The following is a 25,677-nucleotide window of genomic DNA, read 5'->3' on the forward strand; positions in this document are numbered from 1 at the left end:
TTCGTAATGAAATTGTGATTTAAATCCTAAAATTCAATTAATCATTTCATGGTCTATTATTCTGTGTTGGATTTTTCTATTTAGCATATTATGCTTGTCTTCGTATATTTCTTATCAGCAGGTGGCAGAATGAAAGTCCTTATTTTAGGCAGTGGTGTTATTGGCGTCACCAGCGCCTGGTATCTGGCTCAGGAAGGTCATGAAGTGATCGTCGTAGATCGTCAGCAGAGTGCTGCCGAAGAAACGAGTGCAGGTAATGCCGGGCAAATTTCACCCGGGTATTCAACTCCCTGGGGTGCTCCGGGTATTCCGTTAAAAGCGTTCAAATGGCTGTTCCAGCGCCATGCTCCGCTAGCCATTCGCCCTGATGGTTCATTATTTCAGTTGCGCTGGATGTGGCAAATGCTGCGCAATTGCGATGCTGACCATTATGCGATGAATAAAAGCAGAATGGTGCGTCTGGCTGAATATAGTCGTGACTGTATTAAACAGTTGAGAGCGGATACAGGTATTCGGTATGAGGAGCGTCTTGGTGGAACATTACAATTGTTCAGAACTGCTAAGCAGTTTGATAGTGCAGCCAAGGATATTGCGGTACTGGAGCAGGAGGGCGTTCCTTATCGATTATTGACGGCGGAACAATTAGCGTCAGTAGAGCCGGCTCTTGTTCATTCTTCTCATAAATTGACAGGGGGATTGCAACTTCCCAATGATGAAACCGGTGATTGCCAGATTTTTACCAAAGAATTAGCCAAAATGGCAGAAAAAGCAGGTGTCAGATTTATATTTAACAGGCAGGTTAAACAAATTCTGATGGATGGCGATAAGGTTAGCGGTATTCAGTGTGATGATGGTGTTATAACCGCGGATCAGTATGTGATAGCGATGGGGGCTTATTCCACCGAATTATTGAGAGGTCTTGTCACAATTCCGGTTTACCCTATGAAAGGTTATTCGCTGACAATGCCGGTCATGGATGAAACTCGCTCACCGACTTCAACGATACTGGATGAAACTTATAAGATTGCTATTACACGTTTCGATAATCGTATCCGGGTTGGTGGTATGGCAGAAGTCGTCGGTTTTAACTTGGACGTACTAAAAAGCCGTTGTGAAACACTAAAAATGGTCGTTGATGATCTTTACCACGACGGTGGCAATATTGCTGAAGCTTCATTCTGGGCTGGGTTACGTCCGATGACACCGGATGGCACACCTATTGTTGGCCCGACTAAATACGCTAATCTTTATCTGAATACCGGACATGGCACATTAGGTTGGACGATGGCCTGTGGTTCAGGAAAGCTGTTATCTGACTTAATCTCAGGCAAAAAACCTGATATTGCTGCGGATGATCTTTCTGTATTCAGATATACCGATGGGTTTAATACCAAAGTACTTCGGGCGAAGCATCGCTTACATACTGCGTAAAGTAAATTAGAAGGGGTCAGCATGCCACGTCCTATTTTGGCGACGATCCACCTTGATGCATTCCGCCATAACCTGGCAACGATCCGTCAGAAGGTTGGTCACAGTAAAATTTGGTCGGTAGTGAAAGCGAATGCATATGGGCACGGATTGGACAGAATATGGCAATCACTCACGCAGACGGATGGTTTTGCTCTGCTTGATATGAATGAAGCTATTTATTTGAGAGAACAGGGGTGGCAAGGGCCTATCCTGTTGTTGGAAGGTTTCTTCAAAGCCGAAGATTTGCAGATAATCAATAAATATAGTCTGACAACGACAGTACATAGTCGCTGGCAGCTTCAGGCAATAGAAGAGGCAGAATTCGATAAACCTGTAGATATCTATTTAAAACTTAACAGTGGCATGAACCGTCTGGGTTTCACTCCCGATGAATATCCACAGATAGTATCAATGGCAAATGGGATACAGAATATCAGATCAGTCACTTTAATGACCCATTTTGCGAATTCTGATAATGAAATGGGCGTTAATGAGCAATTTACAGTGGTTAAAGAGCTCAGAATGGACGATCTTTCGCATTGCTTGGCTAATTCTGGTGCAATTCTATGGCACCCGCAAACGCATCGCGATTGGGTCAGGCCGGGAATCATTTTATACGGGGCATCTCCCAGCGGAAAGTGGCGTGATATTGCAGATTCGGGGTTGAGACCTGCGATGAGTCTGAAAAGTGAAATTATTGCGGTCCATGAGCTGGCTAAAGGGGTAAAAATTGGTTACGGCGGCCGCTATACCACACAGTCTCCAACCCGAGTGGGTACTGTTGCATGTGGTTATGCTGATGGCTATCCTCGTCATGCATCAACAGGAACACCTGTTGTTGTTGATGGTATCCGCACCCGTGTGTTGGGAGCGATATCAATGGATATGATGACGGTAGATCTGACACCATGCCCAGAAGCCACAATCGGTAGCTCTGTTGAACTATGGGGAAAAAAATTACCGGTGGATGAAGTCGCAGAGTTTGCAGGAACGATAGGTTATGAACTGTTGTGCGCTTTAGCCAGACGTGTTCCGGTGGTTGTTGATTAATGATAAGGGATTTATTATTTTCTCAGGCATTTTTTCGTACCGCTTGCATGCAATTTGAATCAATGCCTGTTCATCCTTATTTTAATTCTGACCAATCACTTAGGTTCAGCTTGTCTGGCGACAACGAAGGACGACAGATAGCTTGCCGGGGTTCCCGTTTTTGGAATGCAAGGGGCTACTGATACGAGCAGTTTCAACACAGACCATAGTTTTATAGCCTTCGTTTTCCATATCTTGCATGCTGCCTGATAATTCTGCTCCGGGATTCCAGCAAACGATATCACTGTGGTGGTAGTGATGAATCTCGATAGTACGCTTCCAGTGTTTATCACTAATTAGATTGAAATCTTCTGGCTCGGTGTAAATCCGATCGGTTCGCCCCTGAAAAATTAGTTTTTCGCTGGTCGATTGCTGTTTTTTGTTTGTTATCGAATCGATAAAGTGACTGCCTAATCCACTGACCTGAATTTTCTCTATGTCGCTGATATTAAAGTAAGAGTGCAGTGCGCATGTGGTTTGATAATCTCCGTAGGATTCCAGCTCTATTTCACAGGTTTCACCTAATTTAAAGCGGGCAATAAGTGTAAACTCATGTGGCCATAATTGTTTGGTATATTCGCTGTTTTGTAGTGTGAACATCAAAATAACACCATTTTCATGTTCATGATGCCCTTTGAATTCCCATGGCAAAATTCGGGCGAACCCGTGACTCGGCGTGTCCTGAGGCCCAAACCACGGCCAACAGATAGGGATACCTCCACGTATGGCTGTTCCTGCACGGAATTTTGTATTATTGCTTAACCATAATACTGGTTTTTCACCACTGGGTTGCCACGCCATAAGGTGCGCACCCTGAATACTGATTGCGCTGCGGACTTTCGGGTGATTAATCACAATTAATGGAAATCCATCAATATCCCGTTGACTGATATGAGGAGATATCTGCTTTACAATTGGCAAAGAGAAAATTTTATCAAGCATCATCATGACCTTATATAAACTTGTATTGATGGTTAATGAGGCAAGAATAGCCTATTGTGAGAGAGTGGTAAAATAAAAGCCACCGTAAAAGGTGGCTCATTGAACAATGATTATACCCGTTATCTTTCAGGTTGAGATTCTGTTTTCTACAACCTGAAATTTATAAGGTAGATAGGTTCAATTATTTAGAAATGTGTGCGACCAGATCCAGAACTTTGTTTGAGTAACCTGTTTCGTTGTCATACCAAGAAACCAGTTTTACAAAATTATCGTTCAGAGCGATACCTGCTTTTGCGTCGAAGACAGAAGTCAGTTTTTCGCCGTTGAAATCGGTGGATACAACGTCATCTTCGGTGTAACCCAGAATGCCTTTCAGTTCGCCTTCAGCAGCTTCTTTGATTGCTTCACAGATTTCTTTATAAGTTGCTGGTTTTTCCAGACGTGCAGTCAGGTCAACAACAGAAACGTTAGGAGTAGGCACACGGAAAGACATACCAGTCAGTTTGCCGTTCAGTTCAGGAATAACTTTACCTACTGCTTTTGCAGCACCGGTAGAAGATGGGATGATGTTTTGTGCCGCACCACGGCCACCACGCCAGTCTTTTGCAGAAGGGCCGTCAACAGTTTTCTGAGTAGCTGTTGTTGCGTGAACAGTTGTCATCAAACCTTCAACGATGCCAAATTTATCATTGATAACTTTAGCCAGTGGAGCAAGGCAGTTAGTTGTACAGGATGCGTTAGAAACGATGTCCTGACCTGCGTAAGCGCTGTGGTTAACACCCATAACGAACATTGGGGTATCGTCTTTTGAAGGACCAGTCAGGACAACTTTTTTCGCGCCGGCAGCGATGTGTTTACGCGCAGTTTCATCGGTCAGGAAAATGCCGGTTGCTTCAGCAACAACATCAACACCTACCTCGTTCCATTTCAGGTTAGCTGGGTCTCTTTCAGATGTAACGCGGATGGTTTTGCCGTTAACAACCAGATGACCGTCTTTAACTTCAACTGTACCTTTGAAGCGGCCATGGGTTGAATCGTATTTCAGCATGTAAGCCATGTAATCTGCATCTAACAGGTCATTGATTGCAACGATTTCAACGTCAGAACGCTCTTGTGCAGCACGGAAAACAATACGGCCAATACGACCAAAACCGTTAATACCTACTTTGATAGTCATAGTATTCCACCAGCTATTTTTTAGTGAATTAAAAGTTGTTTCTAAAGTTACCAAAATCTTGCCAGTCGTCAAGCGGAATCGTGTCAACAATTGAAAAAGATCAATTTAAAAACCACTATCTGGATATCCGTTATACAACTGTAACAATCTTTACGCTCACCATTATCGGGGTATAAGGAGATATTTAAAGTTACCATTAATGAGATATGTGAGATTTATCACAATTAGTAAAGTAAATCATCATGTTGAATGGGTTAAAATGCGATTTAACAGTTTAATATTTGCTTTTTGTTGTTTTCGGTACCTTTTGTTGAAAATACTGGCCTTAAAAGGTGGTTACCATGGCTAAAGATATCTCTTCTCCTCTTGAGCAGCTCAGTGAAATGCAGCGTTATGTGACGCAAGAAGCAGGCACAGAGCCACCATTTTCAGGAAAACTGTTGCACAACAAAAAAAGTGGTATTTATCATTGCCTGTGCTGTTCTCAGCCACTCTTTATTTCCGACACAAAATTTGATTCCGGATGTGGGTGGCCAAGTTTTTATCGGCCGATTAATGACAAATCCATTAATTATATTGATGATTATTCTTATGGTATGCATCGGATCGAGGTGCGTTGCAGCCATTGTCAGGCACATTTGGGACATGTTTTTCCTGATGGCCCTAAACCTACAGGAGAGCGTTTTTGCATTAATTCGGCTGCTTTGCGCTTCATTGATGAAGATTCAGGAGAAGAAACCGCCGGTTAATATGATGAGTAGCGACATTTTTGACCAAATATGATGCGAATTGGTAAGTGATATAGAATCGATTCAGCCAGTGATGTTAGTATGATAGTTTTAAGGAAATAATAGCCTTAAGGAAATACCGATGAATGTAGACGATTTACTTTCTGCCATGACACCTGAGATTTACCAGCGACTAGTTCAGGCTGTCGAATTAGGGAAATGGCAGGATGGTGTTCCATTAACACCAGAGCAAAAAGAGCATAGCCTGCAAATGGTAATGCTTTGGCAAGCCAGACATAATCATGATCCGGAACATATGACGATTGGCACCGATGGTCAAATTGCCGTAAAGAGTAAACAAGAACTGAAGGCGATGTTTCAGTCAGAGATGGTTGCCAGGTTGAAGCCGCAATCAGAAGCATGAACCAGTAGATTAAATCGGTAGCCTCGTTCTCACCTATTGATTGAGTGTAAAGAACGAGGCTAATCTGATTTCGGATATGTAGTTATAGTGGTCAGCGGTTTAAAAATACTTTTATGCTCGGCACGTTAAAAAAGTGCAGCTATCTCCGCTAATGAAGTAAATTTGGCACCTTTAGCTGCCATTTCCTCGATAGCCTGCTGGCTGTCATCCGCATGAATATTAACCCCCCGGCAGCCTTCTGTAATGACGTAAGTTTCATACCCGTGTTCTAAGGCATCTAATACGGTGAATTTTACGCAGTAATCGGTAGCGATACCAAGAATAAGCAGGCGATTGATATGTTGCTCTGATAGCCAGCCATGTAATCGGGTTGCGTTTTTACGATCGTTATCGAAAAATGCACTGTAACTGTCTATCTGTGGATTCTCACCTTTACGGAAAATCTCCCGGATAGCAGTTTGGTTTAAGGCTGGATGGAAATCTGCACCAGATTGCCCCTGTACACAATGTACAGGCCACCATATCTGAGGGATACCGTTTAGTACGCCTAACTCACCAACTGGCTGGCCTGAATTCACTGCAAAACTCATATGATTAGACGGATGCCAGTCCTGACTTGCAATGATGCTGACATTGTACTGCTGACACAATTGAATAGCTTCATTTGCTACGGTGATAACTTCTTCGCTCTCTTTTACCGCCAGTGCGCCACCTGTACAGAAGTCATTTTGTAGATCGATAAGTAATAGTGCGGTTTTCATTCCATTCCTCAATTCATACTTTCGTCTTATAGTCGGCCCGTTAATATTTTGAATATGCTTATTATTTGTCGGAATAACTCAATTCTCCGCGTAGATTTTGCTGCATCAGGGAACGAATTTCTTCGGTTGCATAGTTCTGGCTTAGCAGGTAGTGAAGTTTTGTCAGGGTTGCTTCAAATGTCATATCGTAGCCGCTGATCACACCTGATGCAGCCAGTGCATGGCCGTTAGCATAACCTTCCATATTGACCCTTCCGGAAATACATTGTGTTAAGTTGATTACAATGATTCCTCTTTCAGTCGCTTCTTTTAATATTCTTAATAAATCAGGGCGTTGAGGAGCATTGCCGACACCATAAGAACGCAAAATCAATGCCTTGACAGGCTGCATCAGGATATTTTCAACTACCTGGCTGGACAATCCCGGATAGATAGTGACGACGCCAATTGGCTGTGACCTGATTTGATGTACGACAAAATCTCCATGACCAACGGGCAGTGGAGCGGTATTAAATGTCCGGATATTGATACCCGCTTCGATAAGCGGAGGATAATTTGGAGAAGAGAAGGCATCAAAACCGTCAGCATGGGCTTTGACAGTTCTGTTCCCTCGATACAATTTGTTGTTGAAAAACAGGCTGACTTCATTGACGGGATAGTTGGCTGCCAGATACAGGGCATTGAGCAAATTTGTCTGACCATCTGAACGCAGTGCTTCCAACGGAATCTGTGAACCTGTCACGATAACGGGCTTGTTAAGATTTTCAAACATGAAAGAGAGGGCTGAGGAGGTAAAAGCCATGGTATCTGTACCATGCAGGATCACAAAACCATCGTAATCATGGTAATTCTGATAAATATCACTGGCAATAATTCCCCAATCATCTGGACTCATATCAGAAGAATCAATAAGGGGATGATGCTCACGGATAGTGAATGTTGGCATTTCTGGGCGGTGAAACTCGGGCATTTTTGTCAGCTGCCGCTGTAAATGACCGGAAACGGGAATATAACCATTGGGGGAATGCTGCATCCCAATGGTTCCACCCGTATAAACAACATAGATAGATTTCTTCTGCATGGTCGTAACCCAGTAACGGTAGTTTAAAAATTCTCTGCCGATTATAGGGAGTATAAGGAATAAAAAAAGCCTGATATTGGTATATATACACTTCGTCTTTCAAGTTGCCTCTTTGTTGGCTACGCTCGTTCACCCCAGTCGCATAGTTATCTATGCTCCCGGGGATGAACTTCCTTGTCGCCGCGACGCATCTTGAAATCCATTGTGTATGGCAATCAGGCTTTATATTTAATTGTGATTATCACGTTATGGTGATGAATTCTCAGCGGATATCGCTACAGTTCAGGCAATAAGCATAAATATTTTGTGGATCATTCATGCGGTTATAAAATACCGCCTGCTTTTTCATATCCTGTGCTGCCTGAGCAAATGGAGCTGGCAACATTGACTGTAAAGTATTTGGCATAATTGCCTGTGCTGATGAAGAAAATTCCAGCATTAATTTTTCAGTAAATGAAAGTTCAGGCTGCATCCAGCTTAGCGACACTGTTTTAAGGCCCGCCAGTTCAGCGGCTTTCTTAACGGCGTCATCGAAATCGCCTAACTGATCAACCAGACCATTCTTTTTAGCATCACTACCACTCCAGACACGGCCTTCAGCGATTTTTTCAATCTCAGCGGTTGTTTTGTGGCGAGAATTTGCTACCAGCCCGATAAACTGGCTATAGCCGTTTTCAATCGACATTTGTATGACTTCAGAAAACAGAGGATTTATCCCTTTTGTTGTAGAAATGTCAGCCAGTGGATAAGTTGAAACACCATCTGTATTTACGCCAAGATAATCAAGGCTTTTTTCAAAAGTAGTGATAGCGCCAAAAACACCAATTGAGCCAGTTAAAGTATTCGGGGAGGCGATAATATAGTTAGCCGGTGTGGATACCCAGTAACCGCCTGATGCAGCAAGCCCTCCCATGGAAACAACAATCGGCTTTTGATTGATCTTTTTACCATTTACATCAGTACCTTCCCGAATGGCCACCAGTTCACTGCGGATAAGTTCAGATGCACTGATACTGCCGCCGGGGCTGTTTACTCGCAAGATAATGGCTTTAATATTAGGGTTCAGGCGTGCTTGGCGTAGTTGTTCTGCGATGGTATCACTGCCAGCTATACTGCCGGATTGTTTGCCATCCATGATTTCCCCTTCAACCACAATTACTGCAATATTACCATCGTTCTGATAAGCATCTTCGATGGGTTTTTTAGCAATATAATCATTGATAGTGATGTAGTTGAAATGCTGATTTTTCTTATCCCAGCCGAATTTCTTTTCCAGCTTTTGTTCAATGACATTCAGAGGCGCGATTCTATCTACCAGACCATTCTGGAGGGCATAGAGAGCACTATTACCACCTGCTTTACGGAGTTTTTCAATAAATACTGAAGGTTCAGGAAGTACCTGACTGATTGGGATTTTTCTATTGGCGGCAATATCCTGTCGGTAATTATTCCACAGTTCATTCAGCCAGAGGGAATCTGCTGCGCGGGCAGCATCCGACATATCATTCCGCATCATTGGCTCTACGGCTGATTTATATGTACCGACACGGAAAATATGGGTAGAAATTTTCAGGTTTTCTAATAATGACTTATAGAACAAATGATTATTTGAATAACCTTTAAGAGAGACACCGCCTTGAGGGGTAAGGAGTATTTTGTCAGCATAGCTGGCTAAATAGTATTGTGGCTGGCTGTAGCTCTGCCCGATAGCTGTAACGGATTTACCTGAGCTTTTAAATTCGTTGATGACTTTGCCGATATAAAGCATCGATGCCTGATCAGCTCCTGCAAAATCATCCAGTTTCAACACCATACCGGTAATTTTGGTGTCATTTTTTGCCCGTCGAATACTATCAACAATATCAAATAGCGAAGTTTGTTGAATGCGCCCGCTGGAAGGATAGACAAGATCCCAGCCCAGTTGATCCAGCGGATTGCGGGCAGATACCCGATCAACGATAGTACCAGATAAATTGACGTACAATGCTCCACCATAATCACTATCATCTGCGGGAAACTGTTCTTTATAAATAAGAACGCCAGTGGCAACTAATACAATAAATAAAATAAACAATAGATTGGAAATAAATTGGCGAGCGAAATTTAGCAGTTTCCAACTCCATTTAAGTAGCCCTGCTATAAGCTTCCACAAAGTATGCATACTATCTCCGATGATGAGATCAAATAAGATTATCCTAATCAGCTAACTGATAAATGTCAGCCAGAAATCACGAAATTGATTGAAAAAATAATATTTACACTTTCATTCGGTAACGAATAAACAGAGAATGTCCGGTCGTGATAGATTATCTTATTCAGGAGGAAACTATGAAAGCCTTGGAACTCTTATTGAATCGTCGTTCTGTTTCACGTTTAACTACTCCGGTCCCTGCGGGGGATGAATTGCAGAATATCCTTGCTGCCGGGATGAGAGCACCAGACCATGGAGCATTACGTCCCTGGCACTTTATTGTCATGCAAGGGGAAGGAATTGATAAATTCAGCAAATTGCTCGAACAGGCAGCAATTAATGGTGAAATGGGTGAAGATGTGGCAGAAAAAGCAAAAAATGCCCCTTATCGTGCACCGATGATTATCACTGTTATTGCTAAAGTAGTTGAGCATGTAAAAGTGCCAGAATGGGAACAAGTTGTAGCAGCAGGCTGTGCAGTACATGCCATGCAAATGGCAGCCGTGGCTCAAGGGTTTGGTGGAATATGGCGTTCTGGTTCTTGGACAGAAGACTCAACAGTCAGAGCCGGACTGGGATGTGAAGAACACGACAAAATTGTTGGGTTCCTCTATCTGGGTACACCAGAACTTAAATCACCAATGAAAGTCTCTTCACCAGATTTAACTGATTTTGTCAGTTATTTCTAAAAATTACTGTTAGAGTTACTAGATATATCATTACCTGATGTGGTGGATAGGATAAACACCACTACATCAACTTATCCCATTAATTTATTGCCTAGGTGAACTGAATTAACCACACTCAGACAGGGCATTGATTGAAGTTGTTACAAATTCCATGCGTCTTTTTATTGCTGAAAAACCTAGCCTCGCACGTGCTATTGCCGATATTTTACCGAAACCTCATCGTCGGGGAGATGGGTTTATTGAGTGTGGTGATAGTCAGGTTGTTACCTGGTGTGTAGGTCATTTGTTAGAACAAGCTGAGCCAGATGTATACGATAGCCGTTATGCGCGCTGGGTCTTGGCTGATTTGCCAATTATTCCTGAAAAATGGCAGTTAAAACCACGAGAAGCGGTTGCTAAACAGCTCAATACGATTAAATCTCTTTTGGCAAGGGCTGATGAAATTGTTCATGCCGGAGACCCGGATCGAGAAGGGCAGTTGCTGGTGGATGAAGTGCTGGATTTTTTGCAGCTGGAAGACAATAAAAAGCAGAACGTTCAACGTTGTCTGATTAACGATTTAAATCCTCAGGCAGTACTTAAAGCCGTTGAGCGCCTGAGGAGTAACCGCGAATTTATCCCCCTGTGTGTTTCAGCGCTAGCCAGAGCAAGAGCTGATTGGCTTTATGGGATTAATATGACCCGGGCTTATACCTTATTGGGCCGGAATGCGGGTTATCAGGGCGTGTTATCGGTTGGCCGAGTGCAGACTCCTGTACTGGGCTTGGTTGTTCGTCGTGATGAAGAAATAGAACATTTTATACCAAAGGATTTCTTTGAGGTTAAAGCTCATATTATTACCCCGAAAGAAGAGCGGTTCACCGCTGTATGGCAGCCCAGTGAGTCCTGTATTGATTTTCAGGATGAAGAAGGGCGGGTTATTCACCGGCCTTTAGCAGAACATGTCGTAATGCGTATTATGGGGCAGCCTGCCTATGTTACTGCCTATCAGGATAAACGGGAATCAGAAACAGCGCCTTTGCCATTTTCTCTTTCTTCATTACAGATCGAAGCAGCCAGGCGTTTTGGTCTGAGTGCTCAGGATGTGCTGGATATTTGTCAGCGGTTGTATGAAACCCATAAATTGATTACATACCCGCGTTCAGACTGTCGTTACCTACCAGAAGAACACTTTGCGGGTCGTCAGGCTGTTTTAAACGCTATTTCGGTACATGCCAGCCATTTGTTGCCTCAGGATGCGCTTGATACGGAAAAAAAGAATCGTTGCTGGGATGATAAAAAAGTTGATGCACATCATGCAATTATTCCCACAGCGCGAAGCAGTCAGGTTAAGTTGACAGAAAATGAGCAGCATATTTATGGATTGGTAGCCAGACAGTATCTGATGCAGTTTTTCCCGGATGCTATATTCCGGAAATGCACAATTGAACTGGATATTGCTGGTGGAAAATTCATTGCCAAGGCTCGCTTTCTGGCAGAGGCTGGCTGGCGAACTTTATTAGGTAACAAAGAGCGTGATGAGGAGAATGAGGGTACTCCTCTGCCGATTGTTGCTAAAGGTGATGAACTGTTATGCGAGAAAGGAGAAGTCGTGGAAAGGCAGACTCAGCCACCACGTCATTTCACTGATGCCACTTTATTATCTGCTATGACCGGTATCGCTAGATTTGTTCAGGATAAAGCGCTGAAAAAAGTTTTACGGGCAACAGATGGTTTGGGGACGGAAGCAACAAGAGCCGGAATTATTGAATTATTGTTCAAGCGGGAATTTCTGTATAAAAAGGGACGATATATTCATGCAACACCAGCAGGCCGTGCGTTAATCCATGTTTTACCTGATATGGCTGTCTTGCCTGATATGACCGCGCATTGGGAATCCAAACTGACTCAAATCAGTGAGAAGCAATTCCGTTATCAGGATTTTATGTCGCCTCTTCATGAAACATTGCAACAATTGATTTGGCAGGCAAAGCAGTATAGAAATTTGAAAGCCTTCAGGGACCTGCCTCCCGCTCCTGTGAAAGGGAAAAAAAGTAAAGGTAAGCAAGCTAAAACCAAGCAGACAAATAAAGCTGAATGATTTAATAAATAAAGAGAGAAGAATACAGCACCGAAATTGTACGATGCTGTATTTTATTTTAAATCTTAAACTCAGCCCAGACTGGTGCGTGATCGGAAGGTTTTTCCATGGCGCGGATATCATAATCAATACCAGCAGAGAGGCATTTTTCTGCTAATGGCTGGCTTGCAAGCAACAAGTCAATGCGAAGTCCACGATTATCGTTAAACCCTTTAGAGCGGTAATCGAACCACGAAAATTGGTCACTGATTTCCGGATGATGAGCCCGGAATGTATCAACCAGCCCCCAGTTTTTTAGGCGTTTCATCCATTCTCTTTCTTCAGGCAGGAAAGAACATTTTCCGGTTTTTAACCAACGTTTCTGATTATTCTCTCCTATTCCAATATCTAGGTCAGTCGGGCTGATATTCATATCACCCATAATGAGAATATTGGATCCCGGAGATTGATTTGTTTCCAGATAGGTTTGCAGATCCTGATAAAATTTTTCTTTCGCAGGGAATTTTACTTCATGATTACGACTTTCACCTTGTGGAAAATAACCGTTAATCACAGTCAGTAAGCCGGAAGGAGTTTCGATATCTGCCATGATAATGCGGCGTTGAGCATCATCATCGTCAGTTGGAAAACCTTTCCTGACAGCTGTTGGCTGTTGGCGAGTCAGTAGGGCAACTCCATAATGAGATTTTTGACCGTGATAGAAGATATGATAGCCAAGTTGACTGACTTCTTCTAAAGGAAACATTTCATCATGAACTTTTGTTTCCTGTAATCCGATAACATCAGGTTGATGTTGTTCAACAATCGCAGCAAGTTGGTGAGGACGCGCCCGCAGTCCATTAATATTGAATGATACAAATTTCATATCGTTATAATCACCTAAATAATGTTTTTCTTTTCAATCTTATCAGATATAAATAAGAATGTAACGATTTATTAAATAATAATTTTAGGCAGATTATCTAGATGTTTCACTATTTTACTCATATATGTAATGTGATATTGAATATAATTCGCTTATTATTCAAATTTAAAGAATGTAATCATGTTAAATAATAGAAAAGCATATGATTAATAAGTGGAGATTTAATAAATAAATGCTTATTTAATTAGTAATGCTCTGTTATATTCACATTCGATATTATGTTTTTAGGTGAGATTTTTCATTCTTGAAATTTATTCTATGTCACGCGTTACAAAAAATAATTAATGAAAAAGTAGAACAGTTAATCAATCTCTGATAGAAAATTGAACCTGTAGGCCATGTTTATATTTATTAATGGCTTACATTCACGATGGAATATTCATCATGATACAGGTGAATAATATAGTTCATCTGAACCGCATTTTTGCATCAGGGGCTGGCATTTCATATAAATGCCATTTGAAAAATAGCTATTTTTATTGTACAAAATTATACCTTCACAATATCAAGTTTGATTTAGCGGTTACCTGATGAGAAGGCCATTTCAAGGATATTATTTTAGCCACAAGTTACATAGGAACGGTGAATTATGTTTTTTTCTCGTAAATTAGAAGCATTCATGGCGGTGGTGGAAATGGGTTCTTTAAGCAAAGCGGCAAGAGTGATGAACCGTACGACTCCCCCAGTCGCTAAATCAATTAAAGACTTTGAGGCGACGTTAGGAAAGCGCTTATTTAAAAGGGAGAAGTTTGGGATGATACTGACTAAAGACGGAGCGGAGCTATATAATGACTTAAAAGAACTTTATTTGAAAGAAAAAGAAATTACAAAGAAACACTTTAGTGGGACTATTTGTAATAGTGTTAATATCTACTATGATTGGGGGAAAGATAGGCATCTGATTTCGCTGTATAAAGCTGCAGATAGAAATAATGCTCAAGTTAATATATTACGATTCAGTTATGATAACATTGATGAAATAGTTGATTATGAGGGAAATACCATAATCCTAAGTTCTGAAAAAATCCTCAGTGATAGATTCAGTCTGGTGCGAAAAATTGAAGGCCAGAATTTAGGCGTTTGTTGTCGTCAGGAATTAATTGACGAATCCAATGGTGATTTAACTCAGCTATTGAAAAATAAAACATGGTTATGCGATCCAGTTCTCTATAAAAGTGATTTTATAAAGAATTTAGAAGAGGATATGCAGAAAAATGGAGAAAAGGCTAATATAAGACAAATGGACAATATGGAGTGTTGTCTTAATTTTATTCAGTCTAAAGATTATATTTTTATTACAGATGCCCGTTCTGGTGCATTAGAGGAAGGAAAAAGTTTGGGTTTTATTCCAATTTCACGAGCTGATGCAGTGAATCAGTGTTACGTCTATAAATCTAAATCACACTCAAGCGTGTTGAATCGTTTTATCGATTCTGTTAGTGATATGGAGTAACCGATTGCATAAGCGGAGCGAATTGCAGATCCTCCAGAGCTCCGCTATTGGTGTTCTGTGAGCACGCCAATTTTACAATATTCATTTACTCATTGAGTAAATTAGATGGTTCTTCCCCCAAGCAATATATCTGTTAGCTTTGACAGTAAATGCAAATAATGGAATATAATTTTGAATATGGTGGGGGAAGGATGACGCGCTACTACGATTTATACTCACCTTACATTTTTTTATCTCGCAACTCAGAATGCCGCACATATCGTGATTTCATTGCGCTTATCTGAATATAGCCGAATAATTTCAATATATTCCCTAACGAAACTCGTGAAAATTGCTCTTCATTGAAGTAGGAAGTAATTTTACTTGAGTAATGTGATAGCTAATAAACGGATTATCTGGATGGTGGTGGGGGAAGGATTCGAACCTTCGAAGTCTGTGACGGCAGATTTACAGTCTGCTCCCTTTGGCCGCTCGGGAACCCCACCAAATTTTGAATTGTACGCTGTTTTTGTCAGCGGACGGCATCATATCAAATGAACCGCCGCTGTAAAGTAAATATTTAAAAATTAGGTATCAAGTGCTGGTTATTTAATCCCTGAGGGCAAATTTCACTCCATTATAAGATCACAGTGCGATTGCCATAGACAAATACTCGCTGGGAAAGAACAGAGTGTAGTGCTTTACTCAGCACATTTTTCTCAACATCTCGTCCTGCCCGCATCATGTCTTCAGCCGTATAACCGTGATCCACATTAATTACATCCTGAGTGATGATAGGGCCTTCATCCAGATTATCATTGACGTAATGTGCAGTAGCGCCAATGATTTTAACTCCACGTTCATAGGCTTGATGATAAGGGCGGGCTCCAATGAATGCAGGCAAGAATGAGTGATGGATATTAATAATTTGATTCGGGTAATGCTGAACAAATGCCGGTGTTAAAACGCGCATATACTTAGCAAGTACAACATAATCGGGATTATATTGATCAATCTGAGCCATTAGAGCTTCGTCATGTTGTTCCCGGCTAAAACCTTCATGACTGATATGATGGAATGGAATACCGAATTGCTCAACTAATGATTGCAGAGTGGTGTGGTTACCGATAACTGCGGCTATTTCCACATCCAAACCTTCGTAAGCGCTTTTTACTAATATATCACCAATACAGTGAGCTTCTTTTGTTACCATGATAACAATACGGCGTCGGCCTGCTGTATTTAATTCACGGCTAGAGCCGGTAGGAAGGGCATCATCTAGGTCAGTCAGAAATGTTTCATCATTGAAGATACCTTCCAGTTCTGTACGCATGAAAAAACGGCCAGTTAGATGGTCAACAAATTCACTATTCTGAACAATATTTAATTGATGCTTATAACAAATATTGGTGATTTTCGCGATTAATCCTTTGGAATCAGGACAAATTGTACGCAAGATTTTTTTTTGTATGATTGCGTTTTGCATGAATAATGTAACCTCAAATTTTTTTACTGTGTGAATGATTTTGTTTGAAATTTATAGTTTTAACTACAGCACTTTTTATATTTTTTTCCTGAACCACATGGGCATGAGTCATTGCGTCCAGTTTGAGGACGAATACCATCAATATAGAACCAATGTTGTTCAATGCGCAAAAAACGGGAGCGCTCATGTATCAGTTGTCTATCTTGCTTTGCCTGTTCAATAAAGCAAGCTGAAAATTCGACATAGGCTTCGTTATTATGTAGACCTTTATCTGCGCTGATCACATTCAATCCCAGCCATTCGACACCAACAAAGCTTTGTTCTATTTCTGAACGCCAGGTTTCGGCTTTACAGTCGGGATGCCAGGTTGCAATAAGGTAATCAATATTTTTTGTTACATAAGCGCTATATCTGGAACGCATCAGAGATTCAGCATTTGGGGCAGGTCGATGATTATCAAGATAGGGGCCGCAGCAGTGTGCGAGAGATAAGCTGCTACCGCAGGGGCATATTTTTGTCAAAATCACTCCGGTGAATTAAAAAGGTTGTTGTTTATGTGAACAATACTGTAAGGGTGTGTAGGAATATAACTAGCAATAATCTATCTGATAATACCTGAATACAGAGCTTAGTCGCAATGTTTGCCCAGAGTGCAACTAACCATAGCTGTCTATATTGCCGAGGCATCTCTTATGCCCACTTTCGCTATAATAGAACGGATACTTGTTAGATATATGTATCTTATATGTATATTTGCTACGGTAATGTTATTCATTGTCATATAAAAAATATAATTAAACTTCCATTAACTGTATATCTGGTTAAGTTAGCTGATATACTCTTGCGCGCTATTTTTGAGTATGTGATTCTTTTCACATATTCAATTTTTGATACATACATTTTTTTTAAGAATTGGTGCTATTGTTTAAACTGCAAAAAGGAGTTTTTCGCAACAAATAGCCATAGGAGACAATGTAATGTCAGTCACAAATAACAAAGTGAATAAAGCTGTGATTCCAGTTGCTGGCTTGGGAACTAGGATGTTACCAGCTACCAAGGCTATTCCTAAAGAAATGCTGCCTCTGGTTGATAAGCCGCTGATTCAATACGTTGTTAATGAATGTATTAAAGCAGGAATTAACGAGATTATTCTGGTTACACACTCATCCAAAAACTCGATAGAAAATCATTTTGATACCAGTTTTGAACTGGAAGCAATTCTGGAAAGAAGGGTTAAACGCCAGCTATTGGATGAAGTTCAGTCTATTTGTCCGAGCCATGTGACAATCATGCAAACCCGTCAGGGGATTGCAAAAGGGTTGGGGCATGCAGTGTTATGCGCTAAGCCACTGATTGGAGATGAACCGTTTGCCGTTATTCTGCCTGATGTTATTTTGGATGAGTACAGCACAGATTTATCTAAATACAACCTGAGCGAAATGTTGTCACGTTTTAACGAGAATGGTGCGAGTCAGATACTAGTTGAGCCAGTTCCTTATGAAAGCGTTTCTGACTATGGTATTGTTGACTGTTTTGGGGAAAATTTACAACCTGGTGACAGTAAGCCGATTGCCCGTGTTGTTGAAAAACCTAAACCTGAAGAGGCACCATCGAATCTTTCCATTGTAGGTCGTTACGTACTATCTGAAAAAATCTGGCCACTATTAGCAAAAACTGCGCCAGGTGCAGGGGATGAAATCCAGCTTACTGATGCTATTGCTATGCTGATGGAAAAAGAGCCGGTTGAAGCATATCACTTAAAAGGCCGTAGCCATGATTGTGGTAATAAACTGGGTTATATGCAGGCGTTTGTTGAATATGGAATGAAGCATAAGCAATTGGGAGAATCATTTAAAGACTGGATTATGACTTTGCAGAATCAGATTGAAAAATAATCTATTGGTAATTTAGGATGTGAGATGAAAGTAACTGTATTTGGTATTGGCTACGTTGGCTTAGTCCAGGCAACTGTGTTTGCTGAGGTAGGGCACGACGTACTTTGTGTTGATGTTGATGCAAAAAAAGTTGAAAACCTGAAAAATGGGCAGATCCCTATTTTTGAGCCGGGGTTGGAACCTCTGGTTAAGAAAAACTATGCACAAGGGCGTCTGAGTTTTACGACAGATGCCAAAGCTGGTGTAGCACATGGCAAATTACAGTTTATCGCTGTCGGAACACCTCCTGATGAAGATGGCTCAGCAGATCTGCAATATGTCACTGCCGTAGCCCGTACCATCGCAGAAAATATGGATGGCCATAAAGTGGTGGTTGATAAATCAACTGTCCCTGTAGGTACCGCGGATAAAGTCAAAGCTGTGATGCAGGCAGTTTTGGCTAAACGTGGGGTGAGTATTCCCTATCATGTCGTATCCAATCCTGAGTTTTTGAAAGAGGGAGCTGCAGTTGCTGATTGCATGCGTCCTGAGCGTATTATCATTGGCTGTGATGACGATGGTGTGGTTGAAGTTATGAGAGAACTGTATGAGCCGTTCAATCGTAACCATGACCGCATGATAGTTATGGATATTCGCAGTGCAGAGCTGACAAAATATGCAGCTAATTGCATGCTAGCTACCAAAATTAGCTTTATGAATGAAATTGCTAATCTGGCAGAAATGCTGGGCGCTGATATTGAACATGTACGTCAGGGGATTGGTTCTGATTCACGTATTGGATATCACTTTATTTATCCCGGTTGTGGATACGGTGGTTCATGTTTTCCAAAAGATGTCCAAGCACTAATTCGTACTTCAGAGCAGATTGGTTATACACCAAAGATTTTACAGGCAGTTGAGTTGGTTAACGAAAAACAAAAAAGAAAACTACCTTCTTTCGTTAAACATCATTTTGGGTCCGATTTATCGGGTAAAACATTTGCCATATGGGGACTCTCATTTAAACCTAATACCGATGATATGCGAGAAGCATCAAGCCGGGTATTGATGGAAGCCTTATGGGAAAGTGGTGCTAAAATACAGGCTTATGATCCGGAAGCAATGCAGGAAACTCAGCGTATTTATGGGCAGCGTGATGATCTTGCCCTGATGGGAACAAAAGAAGCGGCCTTAAAAGGCGCTGATGCTCTTATTATTTGCACAGAGTGGCAAAACTTTAGAGCACCTGATTTTGATCTTATAAAAGACTCGCTTAATACTCCGGTTATTTTTGATGGGCGTAATCTTTATGATCCGGAACGTTTGCAAGCCAGAGGGTTCACATATTATGGCATTGGCCGTGGTGACTCTATCAATCCAGTTATTTGAGTTGTGATATGAAATTTTTAGTAACAGGTTCCGCTGGTTTTATTGGTTTTCATGTAAGCCAGCGGTTATTGAATATGGGATATGAAGTTGTCGGCATTGATAACATCAATGATTATTATGATGTTAATTTGAAGCAGGCAAGATTAAATTTATTACTCCCTCATCCCGGCTTTAAATTTGAAAAACTAGATTTAGCTGATAGAGCCGGGATCGCTGAATTGTTTACTAAGCACCAATTTCAGAGAGTTATCCATTTAGGGGCTCAACCGGGTGTTCGTTATTCAATACAGAACCCAATGGCATATATTGATGCCAATATTGTTGGTCATATGAATATTCTTGAAGGGTGTCGTCACAACAATGTTGAGCATTTATTATATGCATCTTCAAGCTCAGTATATGGGTTAAATAAAAAACAACCATTTTCTACTGATGATTCGGTTGATCATCCGGTCTCTTTATACGCAGCGACCAAAAAAGCTGATGAATTAATGTCTCACAGTTATTCACATCTTTATAAATTACCAACCACAGGTTTACGATTCTTTACGGTATATGGTCCGTGGGGACGTCCTGATATGGCTTTATTTAAGTTTACTAAAGCGATGTTAGAGGGGCGGTCTATTGATGTTTATAATCATGGAGATATGGTAAGGGATTTCACATATATTGATGATATCGTCGAGTCTATAATCAGATTACAGGCTATTATTCCCGAACCTAATAAAGATTGGTCAGTTGAAACTGGTCAAGTCTCTGCTAGCTCAGCGCCATATCGTATTTATAATATTGGCAATGGCCAGCCAACAAAATTGGGTGATTTTATTGAAGCTATTGAAGCTTCATTAGGGATAAAAGCAGCGAAAAACTTTATGGAAATTCAGGACGGCGATGTGCTGTCTACTTGTGCGGATTCCAGTGCGCTGTACGAGAAAATTGGTTTTTCTCCTAATACACCAGTAAGAGAGGGTGTGAAACAATTTGTTGATTGGTATCTGAATTTTTATCAGATGTCTTAACATTAGTTTAATAATAAGAAAAGGAGCTATTAGCTCCTTTTTTAATTCTATGTTAATAAAAAACTAAGTTAATGTTAAATTGTTTTTTTCACACCGAGAATGCAAAGGAGCATATAATCGGATGTGTTCGTACATCAGCCCGTAATTAACTTAGTCAGGTTTATTAACCATAAAACAAAAATACCCTTCATAGGGTATTTTTGTTATTAGACGACAAAGTAACTGATTAGATCAGAAAATCTTCCAGATTTTTGCCTTCTTCTTCAATTGCTTTTTTGATTACTGCTGGGGTACGGCCTTGGCCGGTCCAGGTTTTAGTTTCGCCTTCGTCAATATATGAATATTTAGCTGGGCGAGTAGCACGCTTAGATTTACCAGAAGCTTTACCACTTAAAGCGTCTACTAAATCGCTTAATTCAATACCGTCTTTTTCCAGCATTTCACGGTATTCTTGAAGTTTACGTGTGCGCTCTTCTATTTGAGCACGAGCCTGGCTTTCTTCATCACGACGTTCTTCAACAACAATCGTCAGTTTTTCCAACATTTCTTCTAAAGTAGCAAGTTCACATTCTCTTGCTTGTGCGCGCAAAGTACGGATGTTATTTAGGGATTTTAAATTTTCGCTCATTGTCCTGGTCTCAAATTATAATGATGATGGCTGATGTATGGATAATAATAGAATGCTATTTTATTTTCTGCAATAGTGAATTTACTTTCTAAGGCTAAAAGATCCATTTTTAAAATGCAATTTTTTTGATAATCGATATATTGTGTTTTAATTCTACTATTGGATTTATCATTTCTCGATAACGGTCAGACGTAGATTACTCAAAGCGGCTCAAGGATTAACTTAGACATATAAAACTAATTTATAGTCAATCTGAAGATATGCTAACTATTCATCTGAAAATAAATTGGTTTTCAAGTGTGAGATGAAATTTTTTTTATGGGTAATCGATTGGTTATGATTATAGCGATATGGATCGAGTAAAAGTAAACCGTTTTGATTATTAATATGCAAATTGTGGAATATAAAATCGATATTTACTTCTGATATTAATTTTGTTCATTTGTCATGCAGTAAGTGCTTATCGTGCTGATTTTATATGCACAAATGTGATGACTATCATAAAAATATTTCTTTTACGTTCATTTCGTTTTTCTTTCATATCCCATATTGAGCAATAACAAAGGATAACCTTGAGTTGAGTTTGTGGTAAACTTGCGGGGATATATTGCTTGGTTAAATTTGACAAGAGGACGGACGGGCCAATGGCTCAGCTTTATTTTTATTATTCTGCTATGAATGCAGGAAAATCAACTTCATTATTACAGTCTTCCTATAACTATAACGAAAGAGGAATGAGGACGTTGATTTTTACAGCAGAAATAGATACACGATTTGGAAAAGGGAAGGTAAGTTCCCGTATTGGGCTATCTGCGGATGCCTTACTGTTTTCACCAGACATTAATATTGCTGAGCTTATCAGACGTGAAAATGATGCAGAAAAGATTCATTGTATTTTGATTGATGAGTGTCAGTTTTTAACAAAAGAACATGTTGAGCAGCTTTGTGAAATTGTTGATTACGATGATATTCCTGTTCTCTGTTATGGATTAAGGACAGATTTTCAGGGCGAATTATTTAAAGGCAGCCAATATCTTCTTGCCTGGGCGGATAAATTAGTTGAACTGAAAACAATCTGCCATTGTGGAAGAAAAGCAAGCCGTGTACTGCGTTTTGGCAGCGATGGGAATGTTGTTTATGATGGGGCACAGGTTGATATTGGCGGTAACGAAAAATATGTCTCAGTGTGCCGCAGGCACTATTATGATGTCATTCATGAAGCTAAAGCCAAAAAATCTGAACAGGTATAGTCCGCTTATATGGGTAATACGATTAAATTAGAAAAATGAATTAATAAAAAGGCATCAGATATACTCTGATGCTTTTTAGATTACATTAGTTTATTATTTCTTATTATTTTTCAATTTTAGCGCCTTCCTGTGATATGGGCGATTCTATGAATTTACGTCCATAGAAAGAATCCAGCAACAATTGTTTTAACTCAGCAATTAGCGGGTAACGAGGGTTCGCACCGGTACATTGATCATCAAAGGAATCTTCTGCGAGTTTATCAATTTTTGCCAGAAAATCACTTTCCTGAACTCCGGCCGCACGGATTGAGTCTGGAATATTAAGTTGAGATTTTAATTCTTCTAACCATGCCAGCAGTTTTTCAATTTTAGTAGCGGTGCGGTCACCCGTTTTACTTAATCCTAAATGTTCTGCAATTTCAGCGTAACGGCGTCTTGCCTGAGGGCGGTCATATTGACTGAATGCAGTTTGTTTAGTTGGATTATCATTGGCGTTATAACGTATTACATTACAGATAAGCAGAGCGTTTGCTAATCCGTGTGGAATATGGAATTCAGAACCAAGTTTATGGGCCATAGAATGACAAACACCTAAAAAGGCATTGGCGAAAGCGATCCCGGCGATAGTTGCAGCATTATGGACTCGTTCACGAGCCACAGGGTTTTGAGCTCCCTGCTGGTAGCTGGCAGGGAGAAAATCTTTCAGCAGTTTTAGCGCCTGTAAAGCCTGCCCATCAGAGTATTCATTGGCTAAAACAGAAACATAAGCCTCCAGCGCATGGGTGACGGCATCTAAGCCACCAAAAGCACATAATGATTTGGGCATATTCATGACAAGGTTTGCATCGACGATAGCCATATCTGGTGTCAGTGCATAATCCGCCAATGGATATTTCTGGCCGGTGATATCATCAGTCACAACAGCAAAAGGTGTGACTTCTGAGCCAGTACCCGAGGTGGTTGTAATTGCCACCATTTTTGCTTTTATACCCATTTTCGGGAATTTATAGATACGTTTCCGAATATCCATAAAGCGTAATGCCAATTCTTCAAAATGAGTTTCAGGATGCTCATACATTACCCACATAATTTTGGCTGCATCCATCGGTGAGCCACCACCGAGAGCAATAATGATATCTGGTTTGAACAAACGCATTTGCTCTGCACCTTTTCGGACAATACTTAAAGTGGGGTCAGCTTCAACTTCAAAAAATACTTCTGTTTCTACATTATGAGATTTTAAGACCCTGATGACTTGTTCGGCATAACCATTATTAAATAAGAAAGAATCTGTCACGATAAAGGCTCGTTTGGCACCATCCGTTGCCACTTCTTCCAAAGCGACTGGTAATGAGCCACGACGGAAATAGATAGATTTAGGGATTTTATGCCACAGCATATTTTCAGCTCTTTTCGCGACAGTTTTGGTATTGATCAAATGTTTTGGCCCAACGTTCTCTGAAATAGAGTTTCCGCCCCAGGAGCCGCATCCGAGCGTTAGGGAAGGGGAGAGTTTAAAGTTGTAAAGGTCACCAATACCGCCCTGAGATGAAGGAGTATTAATTAAAATACGTGCCGTTTTCATTTTATCGCCGAAATATTTAATACGGGCAGCTTGATTGTCTTGGTCGATATAAAGTGAAGAGGTGTGACCAATCCCCCCCATTTCAACTAATTTTTCTGCTTTTCCGACGGCATCTTCAAAATTTTTTCCCCGATACATGGCTAATAAAGGTGATAGTTTTTCATGGGCGAATGGTTCTTTTTCATCCACGATTGTCACTTCACCAATAAGAATTTTTGTATTTTCGGGAACGTTGATACCTGCTATTTCTGCTATTTTGACGGCTGGCTGACCGACAATTGCGGCATTCAGGCTGCCATTTTTCAAAATAATATTTTGAACTGCCTTCAGTTCTTTTCCTTGTAGGATATAACCTCCATGACTGGAAAAGCGCTCACGGACTTGTTTATAAACGCTGTCAACCACAATAACAGATTGCTCAGAAGCACATATCACACCGTTATCGAAAGTTTTGGACATTAAAATTGATGCAACTGCCCGTTTGATGTCTGCTGATTCATCAATCACAACAGGGGTATTACCTGCCCCAACGCCGATAGCGGGTTTACCTGAGCTGTAGGCGGCTTTTACCATTCCGGGACCGCCAGTTGCCAGAATGAGATTAATATCAGGGTGATGCATCAACGCATTTGAGAGCTCAACAGACGGTTCGTCTATCCAGCCGATAATGTCTTTTGGTGCACCAGCAGCGACAGCCGCTTGTAAAACGATTTCTGCCGCTTTATTTGTGGCATTTTTAGCTCGTGGGTGTGGAGAAAAAATAATACCGTTACGGGTTTTCAGGCTGATAAGCGCCTTGAAGATAGCGGTTGAAGTTGGATTGGTTGTCGGAACAATACCACAAATAATACCGACAGGTTCCGCGATAGTGATCGTACCAAAAGTATCATCCTCAGATAAAATTCCACAGGTTTTATCATCTTTATAGGCGTTATAAATGTATTCAGAAGCAAAGTGGTTCTTGATTACTTTATCTTCTACAACCCCCATTCCCGATTCAGAGACAGCTAATTTCGCCAGCGGGATACGGGCATCAGCAGCAGCAAGAGCAGCAGCACGAAATATTTGATCAACCTGTTCCTGTGAAAAGTTGGCGAATTCTCGTTGAGCTTTTTTCACACGAGCAACTAATTCGTTCAGTTCAGCAACCTGAGTGACAGCCATAAAAATTACTCCTAATAAAAGTTAAATTTTTTCAGGGAATTGACTGTTTAATTATTGTACTTAAAGTCATGTCGTGAAATTCGTCATAACATACTTGCATAAATACTGCCAATTACCTTAAAAAACTTTATTAATTCATATTGTTAAAAATGGTTTATGTATTTTTCCTGAGAATGACTTTTGAACACAGCTTATCATCGGAGGGTTTTTGAATAGTGATTTAGATCATGAAAACAGCAAGCTGATACCATTCAGCTTCTAGTTTTTTGATAATGATTATCAAAAAACCATTA

Annotated in this window: 21 protein-coding genes and 1 tRNA gene; 11 read left to right on the plus strand and 11 right to left on the minus strand. The window is 40.6% G+C overall.

Translation table 11 applies throughout. The annotated features are described in order from the left end of the window. The first annotated feature begins 129 nt into the window (after positions 1–129). Complete coding sequence (locus AACX68_RS16500) at positions 130–1,431, plus strand: D-amino acid dehydrogenase (protein ID WP_228859853.1); 1,302 nt, start codon at positions 130–132, stop codon at positions 1,429–1,431. A gap of 21 nt (positions 1,432–1,452) precedes the next feature. After that, positions 1,453–2,520, plus strand: coding sequence for a catabolic alanine racemase DadX (gene dadX / locus AACX68_RS16505; protein ID WP_228859854.1), 1,068 nt, complete (start codon positions 1,453–1,455; stop codon positions 2,518–2,520). A 105-nt stretch (positions 2,521–2,625) separates the two neighbouring features. Here the strand turns inward: dadX and AACX68_RS16510 are convergent, their stop codons facing one another. Beyond that, positions 2,626–3,501, minus strand: coding sequence for a D-hexose-6-phosphate mutarotase (locus tag AACX68_RS16510; RefSeq protein ID WP_228859855.1), 876 nt, complete (start codon positions 3,499–3,501; stop codon positions 2,626–2,628). Between the two features lie 181 nt (positions 3,502–3,682). After that, positions 3,683–4,678 (minus strand): glyceraldehyde-3-phosphate dehydrogenase, encoded by a 996-nt coding sequence (gene gapA / locus AACX68_RS16515; RefSeq protein ID WP_228859856.1) that lies wholly within the window; start codon positions 4,676–4,678, stop codon positions 3,683–3,685. A 341-nt stretch (positions 4,679–5,019) separates the two neighbouring features. Here gapA and msrB point away from each other — a divergent pair, with 341 nt between their 5' ends. Then, positions 5,020–5,427 (plus strand): peptide-methionine (R)-S-oxide reductase MsrB, encoded by a 408-nt coding sequence (gene msrB / locus AACX68_RS16520; protein WP_228859857.1) that lies wholly within the window; start codon positions 5,020–5,022, stop codon positions 5,425–5,427. Positions 5,428–5,548: 121 nt separating this feature from the next. Beyond that, entirely contained in the window at positions 5,549–5,830 is a 282-nt protein-coding gene (locus AACX68_RS16525; protein ID WP_228859858.1) for a YeaC family protein, read from the plus strand. Between the two features lie 125 nt (positions 5,831–5,955). Here the strand turns inward: AACX68_RS16525 and pncA are convergent, their stop codons facing one another. The 3 genes from pncA to sppA all read right to left on the minus strand — a co-directional run bounded on the left by pncA (position 5,956) and on the right by sppA (position 9,833). Beyond that, complete coding sequence (gene pncA / locus AACX68_RS16530) at positions 5,956–6,591, minus strand: bifunctional nicotinamidase/pyrazinamidase (RefSeq protein WP_228859859.1); 636 nt, start codon at positions 6,589–6,591, stop codon at positions 5,956–5,958. 61 nt (positions 6,592–6,652) lie between these two features. Continuing rightward, the gene (ansA, locus tag AACX68_RS16535; protein WP_228859860.1) at positions 6,653–7,672 is read right to left on the minus strand and encodes an asparaginase; all 1,020 of its coding nucleotides are present in this window, start codon (positions 7,670–7,672) and stop codon (positions 6,653–6,655) included. Positions 7,673–7,934: 262 nt separating this feature from the next. After that, positions 7,935–9,833: a signal peptide peptidase SppA gene (sppA, locus tag AACX68_RS16540; RefSeq protein WP_228859861.1), complete on the minus strand. Its 1,899-nt coding sequence runs from the start codon at positions 9,831–9,833 to the stop codon at positions 7,935–7,937. A gap of 167 nt (positions 9,834–10,000) precedes the next feature. Here sppA and AACX68_RS16545 point away from each other — a divergent pair, with 167 nt between their 5' ends. Together AACX68_RS16545 and AACX68_RS16550 are read left to right on the plus strand one after the other, a co-directional pair. Next, a complete protein-coding gene (locus tag AACX68_RS16545) occupies positions 10,001–10,552 on the plus strand; it encodes an NAD(P)H nitroreductase (protein WP_228859862.1) in 552 nt (183 codons plus the stop codon). Positions 10,553–10,703: 151 nt separating this feature from the next. Continuing rightward, positions 10,704–12,632, plus strand: coding sequence for a DNA topoisomerase III (locus tag AACX68_RS16550; protein ID WP_228859863.1), 1,929 nt, complete (start codon positions 10,704–10,706; stop codon positions 12,630–12,632). Between the two features lie 58 nt (positions 12,633–12,690). Here the strand turns inward: AACX68_RS16550 and xthA are convergent, their stop codons facing one another. Continuing rightward, positions 12,691–13,497 carry an exodeoxyribonuclease III gene (xthA, locus tag AACX68_RS16555; RefSeq protein ID WP_228859864.1) on the minus strand — a complete coding sequence of 269 codons (807 nt, stop codon included), beginning with the start codon at positions 13,495–13,497 and terminating at the stop codon, positions 12,691–12,693. Positions 13,498–14,146: 649 nt separating this feature from the next. Here xthA and AACX68_RS16560 point away from each other — a divergent pair. Continuing rightward, entirely contained in the window at positions 14,147–15,010 is an 864-nt protein-coding gene (locus tag AACX68_RS16560; RefSeq protein ID WP_099108094.1) for a LysR family transcriptional regulator, read from the plus strand. Positions 15,011–15,410: 400 nt separating this feature from the next. Here the strand turns inward: AACX68_RS16560 and AACX68_RS16565 are convergent. The 3 genes from AACX68_RS16565 to AACX68_RS16575 all read right to left on the minus strand — a co-directional run bounded on the left by AACX68_RS16565 (position 15,411) and on the right by AACX68_RS16575 (position 16,996). Continuing rightward, a tRNA-Tyr gene (locus AACX68_RS16565) sits at positions 15,411–15,495 on the minus strand. A gap of 131 nt (positions 15,496–15,626) precedes the next feature. After that, entirely contained in the window at positions 15,627–16,475 is an 849-nt protein-coding gene (gene purU, locus AACX68_RS16570) for a formyltetrahydrofolate deformylase (protein ID WP_228859865.1), read from the minus strand. Positions 16,476–16,534: 59 nt separating this feature from the next. Then, entirely contained in the window at positions 16,535–16,996 is a 462-nt protein-coding gene (locus AACX68_RS16575; RefSeq protein WP_228859866.1) for a YchJ family protein, read from the minus strand. Between the two features lie 456 nt (positions 16,997–17,452). On the opposite strand from AACX68_RS16575, the gene galU reads away from it, so the two are divergent. The 3 genes from galU to AACX68_RS16590 are packed head-to-tail and all read left to right on the plus strand — an operon-like array spanning position 17,453 to position 20,757. Continuing rightward, the gene (gene galU, locus AACX68_RS16580) at positions 17,453–18,370 is read left to right on the plus strand and encodes a UTP--glucose-1-phosphate uridylyltransferase GalU (RefSeq protein ID WP_099121493.1); all 918 of its coding nucleotides are present in this window, start codon (positions 17,453–17,455) and stop codon (positions 18,368–18,370) included. Between the two features lie 24 nt (positions 18,371–18,394). Then, positions 18,395–19,738, plus strand: a complete 1,344-nt coding sequence (locus AACX68_RS16585) for a UDP-glucose dehydrogenase family protein (RefSeq protein ID WP_228859867.1) — start codon at positions 18,395–18,397, stop codon at positions 19,736–19,738. Between the two features lie 8 nt (positions 19,739–19,746). Further along, positions 19,747–20,757: an NAD-dependent epimerase gene (locus tag AACX68_RS16590; RefSeq protein ID WP_228859868.1), complete on the plus strand. Its 1,011-nt coding sequence runs from the start codon at positions 19,747–19,749 to the stop codon at positions 20,755–20,757. 226 nt (positions 20,758–20,983) lie between these two features. On the opposite strand, the gene hns is transcribed toward AACX68_RS16590, so the two are convergent. Next, positions 20,984–21,385 (minus strand): histone-like nucleoid-structuring protein H-NS, encoded by a 402-nt coding sequence (gene hns / locus AACX68_RS16595; RefSeq protein WP_099121490.1) that lies wholly within the window; start codon positions 21,383–21,385, stop codon positions 20,984–20,986. A 644-nt stretch (positions 21,386–22,029) separates the two neighbouring features. Here hns and AACX68_RS16600 point away from each other — a divergent pair. Beyond that, complete coding sequence (locus AACX68_RS16600) at positions 22,030–22,635, plus strand: thymidine kinase (protein ID WP_228859870.1); 606 nt, start codon at positions 22,030–22,032, stop codon at positions 22,633–22,635. Positions 22,636–22,738: 103 nt separating this feature from the next. Here AACX68_RS16600 and adhE read toward each other — a convergent pair whose 3' ends face one another. Next, the gene (adhE, locus tag AACX68_RS16605) at positions 22,739–25,384 is read right to left on the minus strand and encodes a bifunctional acetaldehyde-CoA/alcohol dehydrogenase (protein ID WP_228859869.1); all 2,646 of its coding nucleotides are present in this window, start codon (positions 25,382–25,384) and stop codon (positions 22,739–22,741) included. Between the last annotated feature and the right edge of the window lie 293 nt (positions 25,385–25,677).

Source organism: Xenorhabdus sp. PB61.4, assembly GCF_963894935.1.
GTDB lineage: Bacteria > Pseudomonadota > Gammaproteobacteria > Enterobacterales > Enterobacteriaceae > Xenorhabdus > Xenorhabdus stockiae.